This window comes from Methylobacterium sp. J-043, from assembly GCF_022829505.1.
GTDB lineage: Bacteria > Pseudomonadota > Alphaproteobacteria > Rhizobiales > Beijerinckiaceae > Methylobacterium > Methylobacterium extorquens_A.
Genome location: NZ_JAKSYB010000049.1, coordinates 173781 through 191436, shown reverse-complemented (window position 1 = coordinate 191436; position 17656 = coordinate 173781). Strand labels below are relative to the sequence as shown.

The window sequence follows — 17656 nt, the reverse complement described above, 5'->3', positions numbered from 1 at the left end:
CGACGTGTCGGTTTGTCTTGGCGCCCCGTTCCGGGATGTGATTTGAGTGAATAATAACTAAGAGTTGCAATTTGGTGCGACTGGCATCTGCGTGGGTCGCTCTTGAAGCGGGGCGCGGACCAGGCGGTCGCGCGCGCCGTCGGTTCGGCTCCGCCCGACCGGTCAGGCGGCACGCTTCTTCAGGAGGCCGACCAGAAGCCCCGTCACGATCGTGCCCACGGCGAGCGCGATCAGCGCGCCCGTCACGTTGGTCACGGCGTTGGGGATCGGCAGCACGAACAGGCCGCCATGGGGCACCTTGAGGGTCACGCCCGAGGTGAGGGCGATGGCGCCCGCAACGGCCGAGCCGGCCACCATCGAGGGGATCACCCGCAGCGGGTCGGCGGCGGCAAAGGGGATCGCGCCTTCGGTGATGAAGGCCGCGCCCAGTACGGCGGCCGCGCCGCCGGCCTCGCGCTCCGGCGCAGTGAAGCGGGACGGGAACAGCCGGGTGGCGAGCGCAATGCCGAGCGGGGGCGTCATGCCGCCGAGCATCACCGCCGCCATCGGCGCATCGACGCCCGACGAGAGCAAGGCGGCGGAGGAGGCGTAGGCCGCCTTGTTGATCGGCCCGCCCATATCGACCGCCATCATCCCGCCGAGCACGAGGCCGAGCAGCAGGGCGCTCGCCCCCTGCATTCCCTTCAACCACTCGGTGAGCGCGGCGAGCACGGCGGCCACCGGCACGCCGACGACGTAGACCATCAGCAGGCCGGTGATCGTGGTGGCGATGAGCGGCAGGATCAGGACGGGCTTCAGGCCCTCCAGATTCCTGTGCAGGCGGATATGCTTGTTCAGGAAACTTGTCGTGTAGCCGGCGATGAAGCCTGCCGCGATGCCGCCGAGAAAGCCGGCCTGAAGGTTGGCGGCCAGCATGCCGCCGATCATGCCGGGCGCGATGCCGGGCCGGTCGGCGATCGAGTAGGCGATGTAGCCGGCGAGCGCCGGCACGATCAGGGCAAAGGCGGCCTTGGCGCCGATCTCGCCCAGCGCGTAGCCGAGTGTGCCGGCATTCTCCGGCTTCATCGCGTCGATGCCCCCAAAAGCGAAGGCGAGCGCGATCAAGAGGCCGCCCGCCACCACGAAGGGCAGCATGAAGGAGACGCCTGTCATCAGGTGCTTGTAGGCGCCGGCCTGTCTCTCGGCGGCGGCCGGGCGGGCGGGGCCGTCGGCCTGCGCCTCGGTGGTGCCTGCCGCCTGCATCTGCGCCTCGGCCAGCGCGGTGGCGATCAGGCCCTTGCCGTCGCGGATCGCGGCCTTGGTGTTGGTGGCGTAGACCCGTTTGCCGGCAAAGCGCGCCCGGTCGACGCCGGTATCGGCGGCAATGAGCACGATGTCGGCCGCTGCGATCTCCGGCGCGGTCAGGGCGTCGCGGGCACCGACGGAGCCTTGGGTCTCGACGCGGACGTCGTGGCCAAGGAGCTGGGCCGCGGCCTGGATGCCCTCGGCCGCCATGAAGGTGTGGGCGATACCGGTGGGGCAGGAGGTGATCGCCACGATTCTCTTGCGGCCGGCCGCGGCGCCTGCTGCAGGGGAGGGCCCCTCCGCACTGGCGCTCAAGCGGTCGAACACGGCGTTGACGTCGGTGAGCACGTCCTCGATCGCGGCGCGCGCCCGGTGCAGCGCGCCGAAGCGGCCCTCGCCGAGGTCGCCCTCGCCGACCAGCAGCACAGTTTTCGCCTCCGCGATGGCCGCCTCGGAGAGCGGGTTGCCGCCGGCGCCCTTGCTGCGGATTTCGAGAGTGATCGGCGTGTTGCGCCGCCCGGCCGCCTTGCGCAGGGCCTCGGCGGCAAGGACGGCGTGGGTGGAGAGGTCTCCGCCTCCCACCACGGCCAGAAGCTGTGCCATGGGTTTCCTCCTCGGATTCTTGCTTGGTCGTTGGCCGTCCGTCGCGCTCAGCCCAGGGGCTCGACCCGGATCTCGGCAGCGAGTGCCTCCACCTCGGCCCGTCCCGGCAGGTTCGCCCCCGTGCGGCTGAGCTTGCCCGCGGCGAAGGCCAGCGCCCGCCGGGCGAGGTCGGGCAGGGCCAGGCCGTCGTGCAGCCCGGCGACGAGGCCGGCGACGAGGGCGTCGCCCGCGCCGACGGTGCTCGCCACCCGCGTCGGCGGGGGCAGCGCCCGCACCGCGCCTTCGGACGCGACGAACAGCGCGCCCTCGGCTCCAAGCGAGACGCAAACCAGGGCAATGCCTCGGCTCTGGAGTTCCCTCGCTGCGTCGAGCACGTCCGCGAGGGCGGGAAGCGGGCGCCCGGCCCATTCCTCCAACTCGTGCCGGTTCGGCTTGATCGCGTCGGGCAGGCTCTCCCGCCGCGCTGCGAGGGCGGCGGCCAGCGCCGGCCCGGAGGCATCGAGGACGACGCGGACGCCGCGGCGCTTCAGTTCGGCGGTGAGCCGGGCATAGATGTCGGGACCGAGCGAGCGCGGCAGGCTCCCGGCGAGCACCGCAAGGCTGCTGGGACCGGTGAGATCGTTCAGGACCGCGCGCGCCGCCTCGACGATGGACGGGCCGAATTCGAGCCCCGGCAGGTTGATGTCGGTGGTCTCGCCGGTCGATGCGTCGAGCAGCTTGAGGTTGGTGCGCGTCTCGCCGGCGATCCAGACGAAGCGGTCGTCGATGCCCTTGGCCGCCAGAAGCTGCGCGAACGGCGCGGCGTTGTCCTGGCCGAGCACGCCGGTGGCGGCGACCGGCAGGCCCCAATCGGCGAGGCAGCAGGCGACGTTGACGCCCTTGCCGCCGGCATCCGACCAGACCGAGCGGGCGCGGTGGACGCTGCCGGGGGAGAGGGTTTCCAGGGTGACGGTCTGGTCGATCGCCGGGTTGAGGGTGAGGGTGACGAGGCGCATCGCTCAGGCTCCGGTCGCGGCTTTGTCCAGGGCGCGCACGGACGCCGCGTCTTCCTGGGCGCAGGCTTGCCCTGCGAGCGCCTTCAGTTCGGCGTGGTCGCAGGCCCGCAGGCGTGCCTTCACGCCGGGGAGATCGCGGGGCGTCATCGACAGTTCGTGGACGCCGAGGCCCGCGAGCAGGCTGGCGCCGAACGGATCGCCCGCGATACCGCCGCAGACGCCGACGAAGCGCCCGTGCCGGGCCGCGCCCTCGCAGGTCATGCGGATCAGCCGCAGCACTGCCGGGTGGAGCGAGTCGGCCTCCGGCGCGAGGTCGGTGTTCTGGCGGTCGATGGCGAGCGTGTACTGGGTGAGGTCGTTGGTGCCGATCGAGAAGAAGTCGCAGTGCCGGGCCAGCACGTCGGCCTGCACCGCGGCGGCCGGCACCTCGATCATGATCCCGAGCGGCACCTCCGGCGCGCCGATCTCCTCCCGGATTTCCTCGCAGATCGCGCGCAGCCGCAGCACCTCGGGCACCGAGGTGATCATCGGCATCATGATCGAGAGTGGCGCGTCCTTGCCCTTGGGGGCGTCGGCCGGCACATGGTCCCTGGCGGCCCGGTAGAGGGCGCGCAGTTGCGGCTCCATCAAGTCGGGCCGGCGCAGCAGCAGGCGGGCGCCGCGCACGCCGAGGAAGGGGTTCTCCTCTTTCGGCAGGCGGAGGTGGGCGACCTGCTTGTCGCCGCCGATGTCGAGGGTGCGCACGATGAGCGGGCGGCCCCCGAGCGCCTTCAGCATGGCCGAATAGGTCGCGTATTGGTCGTCCTCGGACGGCGTGTCGCCCCGCTCCAGAAACAGGAACTCGGTGCGCATCAGGCCGACGCCCTCCGCGCCCTGATCCAGGGCCAGCGGCACTTGCTCCGGGTTGTTGACGTTGGCGCCGATGGCGATGCGGTGGCCGTCGCGGGTCTCGGCAGGCATCGCCCGCTCCCGCGCCTCGGCCTCGGCCTGCTCGCGCTGGCGCGCCTGCCACGCTTTGGCCGAGGCGATGTCGGCCTCGCTGGGGTCGAGGTAGAGCCGACCGGTGGTGCCGTCGATGATCGCGAGCGTGTGGTTGGCGAGCGCCAGCAGGCCGGGCCCGCCCGCGACGAGGGCCGGGATGCCCAGGGTGCGGGCCAGGATCGCGGTGTGCGAGGTCGGGCCGCCCTGCGCCGTGGCGAGCCCGATGACGCGGGCCGGATCGAGCCCCGCCGTGTCGGAGGGGGCGAGGTCGGGGGCGATCAGGATGCAGGGCACGTCCGGCAGGTCGTGGCCGCTCTTCAGCGCCGGGTCGATCTGCGCCAGCACCCGGCGGCCGACATCGCGCAGGTCGGCGGCGCGAGCGGCGAGGACGGGATTGCCGAGCGCCGCGAGTTGGCCCGCCATCCGCTCGACAGCGGCGTTCCAGGCATAGGCCACGCCGTGGCCCTCGACCATGAGCTGGCAGGCGAGCGTGATCAGGTCGGTGTCCTTGATCAGATCGGCTTGCGCGGAAAAAATGCCGGCATCGGCCTTGCCGAGGCGCCGCTCGGTGTCGTCGGCGAGCGCCTTGAGCTGGCCGCCCGTCGTCGCGAGCGCCCGGTGCAACCGGTCGGCGCCGGAAGTGAGCGGCTCGGGCTCGTCGGGCACGGCGACCTCGGCCGCCGCCAGCACGTGGATCGGGCCGATCGCGAGGCCGGGGCTGGCGCCGATGCCGGCCATCACCCGAAGGCTCTCGGCGGGGTTCCATCCGGCCACCGGTGCGGCGGCCTTGGCTGCGGCCTCTGCCGCACGCTGGGCCGCGGCCTTCTCGCCAGCGCTCAAAGACGTCACCGCAGCGCAGATCTTGGCGAGCGCGCCGGCCTCGTCGTCGCCCTCGGCCGAGATCGTCACCTCATCGCCGCAGCGCAGGCCCAGTTGCAGCAGGGCGATGAGGTTCTTGGCGTCCGCGACCCCATCGCCGTGGCGCACCTGGATGCGGGCCGGCAGCGCGCGGGCGGTCTCGACCCAGTGCGAGGCGGGCCGGGCGTGCAGGCCGGTCGGGTAATCGACGGTCCAGTCGAAGCGCTGGCGCAGATCCGTGACCGGGCCGGACGCTATCGGCGCGGCGGCATCCTCTGTCAGCGCGGCGGCGATATCGGCCTCGCTCTCCGTGGTCCGGAGCTGTTCGAGGCGGGCCTCGTCCTGAATCAGGCGGGTGAGGCGGCGCAGCACGGTGATGTGCGTGTCCGACTGCGCGGCGATGGCGACCACGAGATGCGCGGTCTGGCCGTCGTGCCACTCGATGCCGCCGGGAATCTGGAGGACGGCGAGCCCGCTTTCACGCACCAGATGGCGGTCATCGACCATGCCGTGCGGGATGACGACGCCGTGGCCGAGATAGGTGTTCGCCACCCCCTCGCGGCGCAGCATGCTGGCGCCGTAAGCGCCGTCGATGCAGCCGGCGGCGGTCAGCAGCCCGGCGGCCTCGCGGATCGCGGCCTCCTTGCTCGCGGGGGCGGCGCCGAGGCGCACCAGCAATTGCGGACCCGTCCGCGGGGGCGAAAATGTCGGCGTCAGCGCGAGCATGGCGTGCTCTCCTCAACCCGGGGGGCGCCCCGGATGGCTTTGCCGGGTGCGTCGGTCATCGTTGGCGCTTCGGCCTGACCTGTTGTTCTCTATGAAAACGTTTTCACAACCTGCGTCAAGCGTCATCATGCATCAAAGTGCAGGCCGCCGCTTGCTCCACCTTCCGTGGAATGGCAGAACCGCCTCATGCCGATGAAAACGTTTCCCATCCGATGAGCGTCGGAATCCGTGACGTGGCCCGCGTGGCGGGTGTCTCGACGGCGACGGTGTCGCGTGCGCTCGGGCGCGGGCCGGTGAGCGATGCCGTGCGCGAGCAGGTCGAGGCGGCGGTTCGAGCCACCGGCTACCGGCCGAACCTCTCGGCCCGGCGCCTGCGCTCGAAGGCGGCGCAGACCATCGGTCTGATCGTCGCCGACATCCGCAACCCGTTCTTCACGGCGGTGAGCCGGGCGGTGGAGGATGCGGCCTACGCCGCCGGGATGCGGGTGATCCTGTGCAACACCGACGAGGATCCGGCCCGCGAGGCGATGTACCTCCGTCTGATGGAGGAGGAACGCGTCACCGGCGTGATCTTCGCCCCCACCCGCATCACGGCGGAGGCGCTGAAGGCGGACAGCCTGTCCTTCCCCACGGTGTTCATCGATCGCTCGGGACTGCCCGGTGCCCATGACAGCGTGGTGCTCGACAACGCGGCCGCCGCCGCGTCCCTGGTCGATCACCTCGTGGCGCAGGGTTTCCGGCACATCGGCGGCCTGTTCGGCTCCACCAGCTCGACCGCGCGGGAGCGTCAGGCCGGCTACGAGACCACCATGGCCCGCTACGACCTCGCGCCGCTTGCCCGCACCGTGGCGCCGAACGCGGCGGCCGCGGAAACGGAGGCAGCGCGCTGGCTGTCCCAGTCCGACCGGCCCGAGGCGCTGGTCCTCTCCAACGGCCTGATGCTGATGGGAGCGGTGCGCGCGGCCCGGACCCTCGGGCTCGCCGTGCCGAGGGATCTCGCGCTCGCGGGCTTCGACAACGAGCCCTGGACCGATCTGGTCGAGCCCGGCCTGACCGTGATCGAGCAGCCGGTGGCCGAGATCGGCGCCCAGGCGATGCGCCTCCTGTTCGAGCGGATCGAGCATCCGGGCCAGCCGGTGCGCAAGGTGACGCTGAGCGGGCGGGCGGTGTTGCGGGGCTCGACGCGGCGGGGGTGAGGGGCGCTGACGCCCCTCAATGCGCGCCGGCGGGCGAATGCGCCTGCGCGGCCGCGACCCGGTCCGAGGCCTCCGAATGCACGGCGGGCTTGCGGCGCGAGAAGGTGAGGATCAGCACCGGCAGCACGAGCAGGATCAGCAAGGGCGCCAGCGCCATGCCGCCCACCACCACCAGCGCCAGGGGCTTCTGCACCTGCGAGCCGACGCCGGTGGAGAAGGCCGCGGGCAGCAGGCCGACGCCGGCCACGACGCAGGTCATCACCACGGGGCGCATCTGCGTGTAGCAGGTGCGCAGCATCGCCGGCACGCGCTGCACGCCCGCGGCGAGGAGGTCGTTGTAGAACGACAGCACGATGATGCCGTCCATCACCGCGATGCCGAGCAGCGCGATGAAGCCGATCGCCGCCGAGACGCTGAACGAGGTGCCGGTGAGCGACAGCGCCAGGATGCCGCCGGCCATCGCCATCGGGATCACGCTGAGCGCCAGCAGGGAATCGGTCACCGAGGAGAAGTTCATGAACAGCAGGATCGCGATGATGCCGATCGCGATCGGCACGGTCACGGAGAGGCGGGCGATCGCGCCCTTCATGTTGTTGAACTCGCCGACCAACTCCAGCCGATAGCCTTGGGGCAGCTTGACCTCGTTGGCGACGCGGGCGCGCGCCTCCTCGATGGTGCTGCCGAGGTCGCGCCCGCGCACGGAGAACTTCACCGGCAGGTAGCGCTCCTGCGCCTCGCGGTAGATGTAGGCGGGGCCGGAGACGAGTTCGACCCGCGCCACCGCGCTCAGGGGGAACTGCACCGGTGCGCCGTTGGCCGGGCTCTGGCCAGCGATGCGCAGGTTGGCGATCGCCTCGATGCTTTGGCGGAACTGCGGCGCGAGCCGCACCATGATCGGATAGTGCCGTTCGGAGCCCGGATCGTAGAGATCGCCGGCCGAGTCGCCGCCGATGGCGGTGCGCACCGTGGTGTTGATGTCGCCGGGCGTCAGGCCGTAGCGGGCGGCGCGCACCCGGTCCACGTCGATCTCGATGGTCGGCTGGCCGAGCGATTGGAACACCGCCAGATCCTCGACGCCGCGGACCGTGGAGAGCACCTTCATCACGCTTTTCGCGCTGTCGGTGAGCTTCTGCAGGTCGTTGCCGAAGATCTTGAACGAGTTCTCGCCCTTGATGCCGGAGACCGCCTCGGCGACGTTGTCCTGAAGGTACTGCGACAGGTTGAAATCGACGCCGGGGAAGGCGGCCTGGAGCTTATGCAGCATCTCCTCGGTGAGCGCCTCCTTGTCCACGCCGGGGCGCCACTGTTCGAGCGGCTTCATCGGCGCGAAGAACTCGGCGTTGAAGAAACCGGCCGCGTCGGTGCCGTCGTCCGGGCGCCCGTGCTGCGAGACCACGCGCTCGACCTCGGGCAGCGAGGCGATGATCTTGCGCATCTCGTTGACGTAGCCGTTGCTCTCTCGGAGTGAGATCGTCGCCGGCATGGTGGCGCGGACCCAGAGGTTGCCCTCCTCCAACTTCGGCAGGAATTCCGAGCCGAGATTGCGCGCCGCCAGCCCTACGCCGACGGCGATCAGCGCGACGCAGGCCACCGTGACGAGCCGGGCGCCGAGCGCCGCGCGCACCGCCGGGCGGTACATCCGGTCGAGGGCACGCACGAGGATCGTCTCCTTCTCCTCGATATGGGCGGGGAGAAGGTAGGCGGCGAGCGCGGGGGTGACCGTGAAGGTGGCGATGAGGCCGCCGAGGAGCGCGTAGGCATAGGTCGTCGCCATCGGCCCGAAGATGTGGCCCTCGACGCCGGTCAGTGTGAACAGCGGCAGGAAGCCGGTCACGATGATCGCCGCGGCAAAGAAGATCGAGCGGCTGACATCGCCGGCCGCGAGCGCGATGCGGCCCGATTTCGCGTCGAGCCCCGGTGGCGGATAGCCTGGGATGCCGTGGCCGGAGAGCCGCCGGAAGATCGCCTCGACCATGATGACGGTACCGTCGACGATGAGGCCGAAATCGAGCGCGCCGACCGAGAGCAGATTGGCGGATTCATCGCGCGCCACGAGGATGACGACGGCGAAGAACAGGGCGAAGGGGATCGTCGCCACGACGATCAGCGCCGAGCGCAGGTTGCCGAGGAACAGCCACTGGATCGCGAGGATCAGCAGGATGCCGACCACCATGTTGTGCAGCACGGTGTGGGTGGTCACCGCGATCAGGTCGGCGCGGTCGTAGATGCGCTCGATCTTCACGCCCGGCGGCAGGATGCCGGCGGCCTCGATCTTGGCGACCTCCGCCTTCACCGCCTCGATCGAGGGCGTCGACTTCTCGCCGCGGCGCATCAGGACGATGCCCTGAACGATGTCGTCCTCGTCGTTCATCCCGGCGATGCCGAGCCGCGGCTGGTGGCCGATGGTGACGGTGGCCACATCCTTGACCAGCACGGGCGCGCCGCCGACCTGGGTCAGCACCGTGCCGTTGATGTCGTCGATGTCACGGATCAGGCCGACTGCACGCACCACCGCCGACTGACCGCCGATGGCGACGCGGTTGCCGCCGACATTGAGGTTGCTGTCGTTGAGGGTCTTGACCACGTTGGCAAGCGACAGGCCGTAGGCCATCAGCCGGTCGAGATCGACCGAAAGTTCGATGGTCTTGGTCTTGCCGCCCCAGCCGATGGCGTCGATCACGCCGGGCACCGCGCGGAAGCGCTTCTTCAGCACCCATTCCTGGAGCGTGCGCAGGTCGAGCACGCTGTAGCCGGCCGGCGCCGTGAGCTTGTAGCGGAAAATCTCGCCGATCGGGCTGATCGGCGAGATGGTCGGCTTGGCGCCCGCCGGCAGCGGATCGAGCTGCTGCAAGCGGTTCAAGACCTGCTGCTCGGCCTGGAGGTAGTCGAACTCGAAGCCGAACTGCAGCTTTACGTCGGACAGACCGTAGAGTGAAATCGTCCGCACCTGTTTCAGGTTCGGCATGCCCGAGGTGATCCGCTCGATCGGGATCGTGACGTAGCGCTCGATCTCCTCGGCCGAGAGGCCGTCGGTCTGGGTCACGACATCGACCATCGGCGGGGTCGGGTCGGGATAGGCCTCGATGTTGAGGTTCTGGAAGGCGGCCAAGCCGCCGACCACGAACAGCACGAAGGCGAGGATGACGAGGGGCCGCTGCCGGAGCGCGAGCGCAACGATGCCGTTCATGGTGTCGGTTCCAGCCTCGCGCCGTCACGGCGCGGCCGGGGACGGCCCCGGCTCGGAATGCTTGTGTTCGCGGAGAAACGGGGGGCCGGGCTTCCTCAGCCGGGCTGGTCGGTCATGCCGTCGATGAACAGGGCGCCCTTCGAGATCACCCGCTCGCCGAGCGAGAGCCCTTCCGTGACCTCGATGTCGTTGCCATCGAGGAAGCCGGTCTTCACCGCGCGGCTCTCGACGGTGTTGCCGGCGCCGAGCACCCAGACCCGCGCCTTGTCGCCCTCGAAGATCACCGCTTGGCGCGGCACGGCGCGGGAGACGGTCTCGCGCTCGTTGATGATGTGGACGCTGGCATACATCTCGGGCTTCAGGAGCCCCTTCGGGTTGTCGACCTCGGCGCGCACGACGATGCGGCGGGTGGCGGGATCGACCGAGGCGCCGATGTAGTTGATCCGGCTCTCGAAGGTCTGGTTCGGGTAGGCGAGGGTCCGGAAGCGGATGCGCTCGCCGAGATCGACCTTGGCCGCGTCGGTCTCGCGCAACTGCGCGACGATCCAGACCCGGCCGAGATCGCCGATGAGGTAGGAGGGGTCGGAACCGCCGGTGTTGATGTACTGGCCCGGGCCGATCTTGCGCTGGATCACGGTGCCGGAGAGCGGCGCGTTGATCGTCGTCTCGGGGTTGATCGCACCCTTGGTCTGGAGCGCCCGCATGTCGTCGTCGGCGAGCCCGAGGATGCGCAGGCGGTTGCGCACCGCCTCCAGGCCGACCTCTGCCGTTTTGGCGTCGTTCTGCGCGGTGGCGAGGTCGTTCTGCGCCGTCTGCAATTCCCTCAGCGTGGTGACGCGGGAATCGTAGAGGTCGTGCAGGCGCTTCTCGTTGTTGGTGGCGTAGGAGAGCTGCGAGCGCGACTTGTTGAGCACGTTCAGCGCCGCGAGGAAGTCGTTCTGCGCCTGGACCATCTCGTTGGCCTGGAGCGAGAACAGCTTGTCGCCCTGCTTCACCTGCTCGCCGGAGCGGGCGAAGATGGTGATGACCCGTCCGGCATAGGGCGAGAAGACGGGCGTCGCCCGGTACTCGTCGACGCTGATCTTCCCTTCGGTGGCGATGTCCTCGTAGAACAGCCGTTGCTCGACCGGAACGGTGGTGACGGTGGCGAGCTGGCTCTCGGTGAGCACGAAGCGCCCCGGTGCGGCGGTCGTCACGGCGGCCGGCGTCGGCACCGCGGCATCGACCTCCTTCGGTCGTCCGTACCAGAGGGCGGCCGCCGCGCTAGCCCCCAGCACGCAGGCAACGAGGAGTTGCGTGCGCAGCCGCATCCTGTGCGGCGTCAGGTTGTCCTCGTGCGCCCCGCCCATCGTCGTCCCGTCCCGCTTCGACCCAGCGCCTCGATGTCACGACGGGCGCGCCGCGCGCCTGTTGATTCGGCTTTCGCTTGCGCGCAACCGAAGCTCCCGAATTACGCCGTTACCGTGGCGGCTTGACGGGGGTATGACGGGACCGGTTTCTCACAAATGAAGCAAGGCGCCGATTCGACGCGCGGACGGGATTTTTCTCGGTTGTTGCTCGTGCATCTCCTCGCCTCGTGATGACAGCGAGGCGAGATGACCCGTCAGTCATCCATCTTCAGCGCGGCGATGAAGGCCTCCTGCGGGATCTCCACGCGCCCGAACTGGCGCATGCGCTTCTTGCCTTCCTTCTGCTTGTCCAGAAGCTTGCGCTTGCGTGAGATGTCGCCGCCGTAGCACTTGGCGGTCACGTCCTTGGACAAGGCGCGGATCGTCTCGCGGGCGATGATCTTGCCGCCGATCGCTGCCTGGACCGGGATCTGGAACAGGTGGCGCGGGATCAGGTCCTTCAGCTTCTCGCACATCGCCCGGCCGCGCGACTCGGCGCGGGTCCGGTGGACAAGCATCGAGAGCGCATCGACCGGCTCGGCGTTGACCAGGATCGACATCTTCACGAGGTCGCCCTCGCGGTAGTCCGAGACATGGTAGTCGAACGAGGCGTAGCCCTTCGAGATCGACTTCAGGCGGTCGTAGAAATCGAACACCACCTCGTTGAGCGGCAGGTCGTAGACGACCATGGCGCGTTTTCCCACGTAGTTCAGGTCGATCTGCACGCCGCGCCGGTCCTGGCACAGCTTCAGCACGCCGCCGAGATACTCGTCGGGGGTGAGGATGGTGGCGCGGATCCACGGCTCCTCGACGGTCTCGATCTTCATCGGATCGGGCATGTCGGCCGGGTTGTGCAGCTCCTTGTGCTCGCCGTCGCGCATCAGCAGACGGTAGACGACCGACGGCGCGGTCGAGATCAGGTCGAGGTTGAACTCGCGTTCCAGGCGCTCCTGGATGATCTCGAGGTGGAGCAGCCCGAGGAAGCCGCAGCGGAAGCCGAAGCCGAGCGCGGCGGACGTCTCCATTTCGTAGGAGAAGCTGGCGTCGTTGAGGCGCAGCTTGCCCATGGCGCCGCGGAGCGACTCGAAGTCGGCGGCGTCCACGGGGAACAGGCCGCAGAACACGACCGCCTGAACCTCCTTGAAGCCCGCGAGCATCTGCGTGGTCTGGCGCTTGTCCTCGGTGATGGTGTCGCCGACGCGGGTGTCGGCCACCTCCTTGATCGAGCCGGTGAAGAAGCCGACCTCGCCGGGGCCGAGCTCGCCGATATCGGCCATCTTCGGCCGGAACACGCCGATGCGGTCGACGCCGTAGGCGGCGTCCGCGCCCATCATGCGGATGGTCATGCCCTTCTTGAGCACGCCATCGACGATGCGCACGAGCACGACGACGCCGAGATAGACGTCGTACCAGCTATCGACCAGCAGCGCCTTCAGCGGCGCCTCGCGGTCGCCCTTCGGGGCCGGCAGGCGCTTGACGATGGCTTCCAGCACCGCCTCGATGTTGAGGCCGGTCTTGGCCGAGATCGGCACGGCGTCGGAGGCGTCGAGGCCGATCACTTCCTCGATCTGCTCCTTCACCCGGTCCGGCTCGGCGGCCGGCAGATCGACCTTGTTGAGGACGGGCACGATCTCGTGGTTGGCGTCGAGCGCCTGGTAGACGTTGGCGAGCGTCTGCGCCTCGACGCCCTGGGAGGCATCGACCACCAGCAGCGAGCCCTCGCAGGCGGCGAGCGAGCGCGACACCTCGTAGGCGAAATCGACGTGGCCGGGCGTGTCCATCAGGTTGAGGATGTAATCCTTGCCGTCCTCCGCGCGGTATTCCAGCCGCACGGTCTGGGCCTTGATGGTGATGCCGCGCTCCTTCTCGATGTCCATCGAGTCGAGCATCTGCTCGCTCATGTCGCGGAGCGCCACGGTGCCGGTGGTCTGGATCAGCCGGTCGGCGAGCGTCGACTTGCCGTGGTCGATATGCGCGACGATGGAGAAGTTGCGGATGTTGTCGAAGGTGCGGGTGGTCATCGGGGTCTCCGGCACGGCGGTCCCGTCGCGGGGCGGACGCGGCGCACGGCAGGTTTGTCGGGAATGTCAGGGCCGGAGATAGCAGCGGCGGGCACGCACGCCAAGGCGGGGGGCGTGCCGCGCGCTGACCGTTCTGCGCGCCGCGTGCCGGCCGGACGGGTTCAGGCCTGCCCCTCGGGGTCGGCCGCGGCGCCGGCCCGCGCGGCGGCGGCCATCGCCACGAGGCTCTTGCGCAGGGCGCCCATGTCGCGCACCGGCTCGGGGTAGGGCACCCGCGCCGTGCGCTCGCCGGCCATCAGGTCGAGCCCCTCCGGGTCGAGCCCTGTGAGGCGCCAGCCGCTGCCGGTCTCGCCCGTGCCCGCGGCATAGAGGGCGAGCGCGTCGGCGTGATCCGCGTTCATGTGCTCGACGGCGCCGTGCTCGCCCGCGACGACGGCCTCGGCGCCGGTCATGTCCAGGAGCAGCTCCTGCGGCGTCAGGGTTGCCGCCTTGGCAAAGCCGCCGTTCAGGTGGCCGGCGGTCGGCGCCAGGGTGAAAAAGCCGAAATCGGGGAAGTCGGCATAGAGCTTTGCCTTCGGGTGGCGCGCCAGGAAGCGCTCTCGGACCCGCGGCTCGTCCGTGCGCGCGGCGCGCCCCGTCACCGTCAGGCGCGGATGGGCCAGCGGATCGCCCTTGCCGCCGACCGAGAACAGCAGCGAGGCGCGCGGGTCGTGATCGAGGTTGCGCGTGTGCGCCGAGAGCCGCGAGAGCAGCATCAGAGGCGTGCCGTCGCTGTCGGTGGCGAGGGTGACGAGGGAGGCGAAGGGCGTACCGTCGGCTGCATCGATCGTGGCGAGCGCGCCCGATCGCACGCTGCGTAGAAGATGCCGGGCGAGCCCGATCGCGTCGAACGGGGCTTCCGAAGCGGGCAGCGGTTCGGCCGGCCGGCGGCGTTCCCCTGCGGACGGCATCGCGTCGTTGGCCATGAAAGCACTCCTCCCCGGATTTCGAGAGGCGAGCATAGCGCGGCGCAAGCGCTCCGCACGAGGGGCGAGACCGGGGCTGGGCGCGGCGCGTTGTCCGCCCTCTTTCCCCATCCGGATGCCCTTATCCGGGCCGTCCGATATGGCCAAGCTTAGACTGCCGCTCGCTTTTTTCGAACGATGGTCGTAAAGGACGAGACCCTCCGCACGGCTGGCGGCTCCCGATTTGCGGGTGCCGAGCCTGGCCGTTGCGGGCCCCGCCAAGGACGCGCCAGGGGCGGCGCGCGCGCCGTCAAGTCAGGGAAACTGCATGCCCACGATCGCCCTCGTCGACGACGACCGCAACATCCTGACCTCCGTCTCGATCGCGCTGGAGACCGAGGGCTACCGCATTCAGACCTACACCGACGGCGCCTCGGCGCTGGACGGTCTGCGTCACTCCCCGCCCGATCTCGCCATCTTCGACATCAAGATGCCGCGCATGGACGGAATGGAGCTTCTCAGACGCCTGCGGCAGAAATCGGACCTTCCCGTGATCTTTCTCACCTCGAAGGACGAGGAGATCGACGAGCTGTTCGGGCTCAAGATGGGCGCGGACGACTTTATCCATAAGCCGTTCTCGCAGCGCCTGCTGGTCGAGCGGGTCAAGGCGGTGCTGCGCCGCTTCGCCCCGAAGGACGCGACACCGGGTGCCGCCGCCCGCGAGGCGGATGCGGCCGCCCGCTCGCTCGAGCGCGGCCAGTTGATGATGGACCCCGAGCGCCACACCTGCACCTGGAAGGGCGAGCCGGTGACGCTCACCGTCACCGAGTTCCTGATCCTCCAGGCGCTGGCGCAGCGCCCCGGCGTCGTGAAGAGCCGCAACGCCCTGATGGATGCGGCCTACGACGATCAGGTCTATGTCGACGACCGCACCATCGACAGCCACATCAAGCGGCTGCGCAAGAAGTTCAAGGTGACGGACCAGAGCTTCGACATGATCGAGACGCTCTACGGCGTCGGCTACCGGTTCAAGGAGGGTTGAGGCGATTTTCCCGCGGTCCCGTCCGTCGATGCTCGCCCCCCTGTCCCGCCAGCCCGATTCCGATGAGGGTCACGCCCGCCGCGGCGTCCTCGCGCGGCTCGTCGGCTCCCTCACCCGCCCGCCGCTGACTTGGCCGCGCGACCTCTGGAACGCGGTCGGCCAGCGCGCCTCGTCGAGCCTGACGCGCCGCATCGTGGTGCTCAACCTCGTCGGGCTGATCGTCCTCCTGTTCGGCTTCCTCTACCTGAACCAGTTCCGCCAGGGGCTGATCCAGGCCCGCGTGCAGAGCTTGCTGATCCAGGGCGACATCATCGCCGGCGCCATCGCCGCCCAGGCCTCCGTCGACACCGACACGATCCGCGTCGATCCCGACAAGCTCCTGCAGCAGCAGGTCGGCGAGGGCCGCGACCTCGACGACGATCCCGCTTCGCTCGCCTTCTCGCTCAACCCCGAGAAGGTCGCGCCGCTGCTGCGCCGCCTCGTCACCCCGACGGGCAACCGCGCCCGGGTCTACGACAGCGAGGGGAGCCTGCTGTTCGACACCCGTACCCTCTACGCCCGCGGCGACATCGCCCGCAGCGACACCGTGGTGAAGCCGCCCAAGCCCAATGTGCTGGAGCGGATCTGGGACTTCGTCGGCACCCGCATCCTCGGCCTCGTCGTCAGCGAGCGTTCGGCCCAGGAGGAGGCGGGCCCGCAGGACGGGCGCGCCTTCCGCGAGGTCCAGGCGGCGCTCAAGGGCTCGCGCGGCACGATCTCCCGGCGCAATGAGCGCGGTGAGACCATCGTCTCGGTGGCGGTGCCGATCCAGCGGGCGGGCTCGGTGCGCGGCGTGCTGATGGTCTCCACGCAAGGCGGCGACATCGACCGGGTGATCGCCTCCGAGCGCTTCGGCCTACTGCAGGTGTTCCTCGTCGCGGCCGCCGTGATGCTGGTGCTGTCGATCCTGCTCGCGGGCGCCATCGCCGGTCCGGTGCGGCGCCTCGCCGACGCCGCCGAGCGGGTCCGCCGGGGCATCAAGTCGCGCCAGGAGATTCCCGATTTCACCGGCCGCACCGACGAGATCGGCCACCTCTCCGGCGCGCTGCGCGACATGACCCAGGCGCTCTACCGGCGGCTCGACGCCATCGAGAGCTTCGCGGCCGATGTCAGCCACGAGCTGAAGAATCCGCTGACCTCGCTCCGGAGCGCGGTCGAGACCCTGCCGCTGGCCAAGACCGATGAATCCCGCGGCCGGCTCCTGCAGATCATCCAGCACGACGTGAAGCGCCTCGACCGGCTAATCTCCGATATCTCGGACGCCTCCCGCCTCGACGCGGAACTCGCCCGCGCGGAGGCGCGCCGGGTCGATCTTGGCAAGCTCCTGACCACCGTGACCTCGGTGGCGAACGAGCGGCGCCGCGCCAAGGCGGCGGTGATCCAGTTCGACATCGAGCGCCCTGCAGCCGAGATCGAGGACCCGTTCCGCATCATCGGCCACGACAGCCGCCTCGGACAGGTCGTCAACAACCTGCTCGACAACGCCCGCTCGTTCTCGCCGCCCGGCGCCAAGGTGCGCGTAGCGCTGCGCCGCCTCAAAACCGAGGTCGAGTTCGTGGTCGAGGACGAGGGGCCGGGCATTCCCGAGCACGCCCTGGAACGGATCTTCGAGCGCTTCTATACCGACCGGCCGGAACAGGGCTTCGGCCAGAATTCGGGGCTCGGGCTGTCGATCTCGCGGCAGATCATCCAGGCGCATCATGGCTCGATCCGCGCCGAGAACCGTCCTGGCCCGGCCGACGAGGAGGGGCACCCGACGGTGCGCGGCGCCCGCTTCACCGTCCGCCTGCCCGTGGCCCCTCGGGCCGACCGCTACGGCGACGACGACCTCGCCGCATGAGCGGGGAGGGCGTGCCGGACGGCGAGCCGCCACGGGAAACGGTCCACGCGAGCTGCGTGCTCCTCGACGAGGCCGGCGTGCTGATCCGGGGGCCGTCCGGGTCGGGAAAGTCCGCGCTCTGTCTCGCGCTTCTCGACCGCTTCTTCCTGGAAGGGCGCCATGCCCGCCTCGTCGGCGACGACCGCATCCGATTGGCGGGGCATCACGGCCGCCTCGTAGCCCGGCCCCACCCGGCGCTCGCCGGCCTGATCGAGATCCGCGGCCTCGGCCTCCGCCGTCTGGTGACGCATGCACCGGCCGCGGTTCTCCGCCTCGTGGTGGATCTGGTGGCGGAGGCGCAGCGCCTGCCCGACGCTTCCGACACCGCCGAACTCCTTGGCGTCGCAGTCCCGCGCCTCACCCTTGAACCGCGCCATCCGCGCGAGTACCTGATTCGTGAGGCGCTGAGAGCCGGCGTGGCAATGCGGACGCACCCCGCCGCTCTCGTGCCCGGTGGTGGCCGCGATGTGTAGCGCGGTTGCCGCGCCCGTGTCATGGTAAGCTCGTTGTGTC

General features: G+C 69.9%; 11 protein-coding genes. 4 read left to right on the top strand and 7 right to left on the bottom strand.

Annotation, left to right across the window (positions count from 1 at the left end; all coding sequences use genetic code 11):
- Positions 1–162: 162 nt before the first annotated feature.
- The 3 genes from MKK50_RS14030 to ptsP are packed head-to-tail and all read right to left on the bottom strand — an operon-like array spanning position 163 to position 5447.
- Positions 163–1887, bottom strand: coding sequence for a fructose-specific PTS transporter subunit EIIC (locus MKK50_RS14030; RefSeq protein WP_499023120.1), 1725 nt, complete (start codon positions 1885–1887; stop codon positions 163–165).
- Between the two features lie 47 nt (positions 1888–1934).
- Positions 1935–2882: a 1-phosphofructokinase gene (gene pfkB / locus MKK50_RS14025; RefSeq protein ID WP_499023118.1), complete on the bottom strand. Its 948-nt coding sequence runs from the start codon at positions 2880–2882 to the stop codon at positions 1935–1937.
- Between the two features lie 3 nt (positions 2883–2885).
- On the bottom strand, positions 2886–5447 hold the full coding sequence (gene ptsP, locus MKK50_RS14020) for a phosphoenolpyruvate--protein phosphotransferase (protein ID WP_499023116.1): 2562 nt from the start codon (positions 5445–5447) through the stop codon (positions 2886–2888).
- Positions 5448–5659: 212 nt separating this feature from the next.
- Between ptsP and MKK50_RS14015 the strand changes: the two genes are divergently transcribed.
- A complete protein-coding gene (locus MKK50_RS14015; protein WP_499023114.1) occupies positions 5660–6643 on the top strand; it encodes a LacI family DNA-binding transcriptional regulator in 984 nt (327 codons plus the stop codon).
- A 16-nt stretch (positions 6644–6659) separates the two neighbouring features.
- On the opposite strand, the gene MKK50_RS14010 is transcribed toward MKK50_RS14015, so the two are convergent.
- The 4 genes from MKK50_RS14010 to MKK50_RS13995 all read right to left on the bottom strand — a co-directional run bounded on the left by MKK50_RS14010 (position 6660) and on the right by MKK50_RS13995 (position 14204).
- Positions 6660–9830, bottom strand: coding sequence for an efflux RND transporter permease subunit (locus MKK50_RS14010; RefSeq protein ID WP_253373819.1), 3171 nt, complete (start codon positions 9828–9830; stop codon positions 6660–6662).
- A 95-nt stretch (positions 9831–9925) separates the two neighbouring features.
- Positions 9926–11179, bottom strand: a complete 1254-nt coding sequence (locus tag MKK50_RS14005) for an efflux RND transporter periplasmic adaptor subunit (protein WP_499023112.1) — start codon at positions 11177–11179, stop codon at positions 9926–9928.
- A gap of 254 nt (positions 11180–11433) precedes the next feature.
- Positions 11434–13239 (bottom strand): translation elongation factor 4, encoded by a 1806-nt coding sequence (lepA, locus tag MKK50_RS14000; protein ID WP_499023110.1) that lies wholly within the window; start codon positions 13237–13239, stop codon positions 11434–11436.
- A gap of 161 nt (positions 13240–13400) precedes the next feature.
- On the bottom strand, positions 13401–14204 hold the full coding sequence (locus MKK50_RS13995) for a HugZ family pyridoxamine 5'-phosphate oxidase (RefSeq protein WP_499023107.1): 804 nt from the start codon (positions 14202–14204) through the stop codon (positions 13401–13403).
- Between the two features lie 307 nt (positions 14205–14511).
- Between MKK50_RS13995 and MKK50_RS13990 the strand changes: the two genes are divergently transcribed.
- The 3 genes from MKK50_RS13990 to MKK50_RS13980 are packed head-to-tail and all read left to right on the top strand — an operon-like array spanning position 14512 to position 17616.
- Positions 14512–15225, top strand: coding sequence for a response regulator transcription factor (locus MKK50_RS13990; protein ID WP_003606011.1), 714 nt, complete (start codon positions 14512–14514; stop codon positions 15223–15225).
- 28 nt (positions 15226–15253) lie between these two features.
- A complete protein-coding gene (locus MKK50_RS13985; RefSeq protein ID WP_499023105.1) occupies positions 15254–17104 on the top strand; it encodes a sensor histidine kinase in 1851 nt (616 codons plus the stop codon).
- On the top strand, positions 17101–17616 hold the full coding sequence (locus MKK50_RS13980; protein ID WP_499023103.1) for an HPr kinase/phosphorylase: 516 nt from the start codon (positions 17101–17103) through the stop codon (positions 17614–17616). The genes MKK50_RS13985 and MKK50_RS13980 overlap by 4 nt, the downstream gene beginning before the upstream one ends.
- Positions 17617–17656 lie beyond the last annotated feature (40 nt).

What these genes read in the sequence shown, in the direction of transcription:
- MKK50_RS14030 (WP_499023120.1), bottom strand. Translation starts at nt 1,887, where the DNA reads ATGGCACAGCTTCTGGCCGTGGTGGGAGGCGGAGACCTCTCCACCCAC.
- pfkB (WP_499023118.1), bottom strand. Translation starts at nt 2,882, where the DNA reads ATGCGCCTCGTCACCCTCACCCTCAACCCGGCGATCGACCAGACCGTC.
- ptsP (WP_499023116.1), bottom strand. Translation starts at nt 5,447, where the DNA reads ATGCTCGCGCTGACGCCGACATTTTCGCCCCCGCGGACGGGTCCGCAA.
- MKK50_RS14015 (WP_499023114.1), top strand. Translation starts at nt 5,660, where the DNA reads ATGAGCGTCGGAATCCGTGACGTGGCCCGCGTGGCGGGTGTCTCGACG.
- MKK50_RS14010 (WP_253373819.1), bottom strand. Translation starts at nt 9,830, where the DNA reads ATGAACGGCATCGTTGCGCTCGCGCTCCGGCAGCGGCCCCTCGTCATC.
- MKK50_RS14005 (WP_499023112.1), bottom strand. Translation starts at nt 11,179, where the DNA reads ATGGGCGGGGCGCACGAGGACAACCTGACGCCGCACAGGATGCGGCTG.
- lepA (WP_499023110.1), bottom strand. Translation starts at nt 13,239, where the DNA reads ATGACCACCCGCACCTTCGACAACATCCGCAACTTCTCCATCGTCGCG.
- MKK50_RS13995 (WP_499023107.1), bottom strand. Translation starts at nt 14,204, where the DNA reads ATGGCCAACGACGCGATGCCGTCCGCAGGGGAACGCCGCCGGCCGGCC.
- MKK50_RS13990 (WP_003606011.1), top strand. Translation starts at nt 14,512, where the DNA reads ATGCCCACGATCGCCCTCGTCGACGACGACCGCAACATCCTGACCTCC.
- MKK50_RS13985 (WP_499023105.1), top strand. Translation starts at nt 15,254, where the DNA reads ATGCTCGCCCCCCTGTCCCGCCAGCCCGATTCCGATGAGGGTCACGCC.
- MKK50_RS13980 (WP_499023103.1), top strand. Translation starts at nt 17,101, where the DNA reads ATGAGCGGGGAGGGCGTGCCGGACGGCGAGCCGCCACGGGAAACGGTC.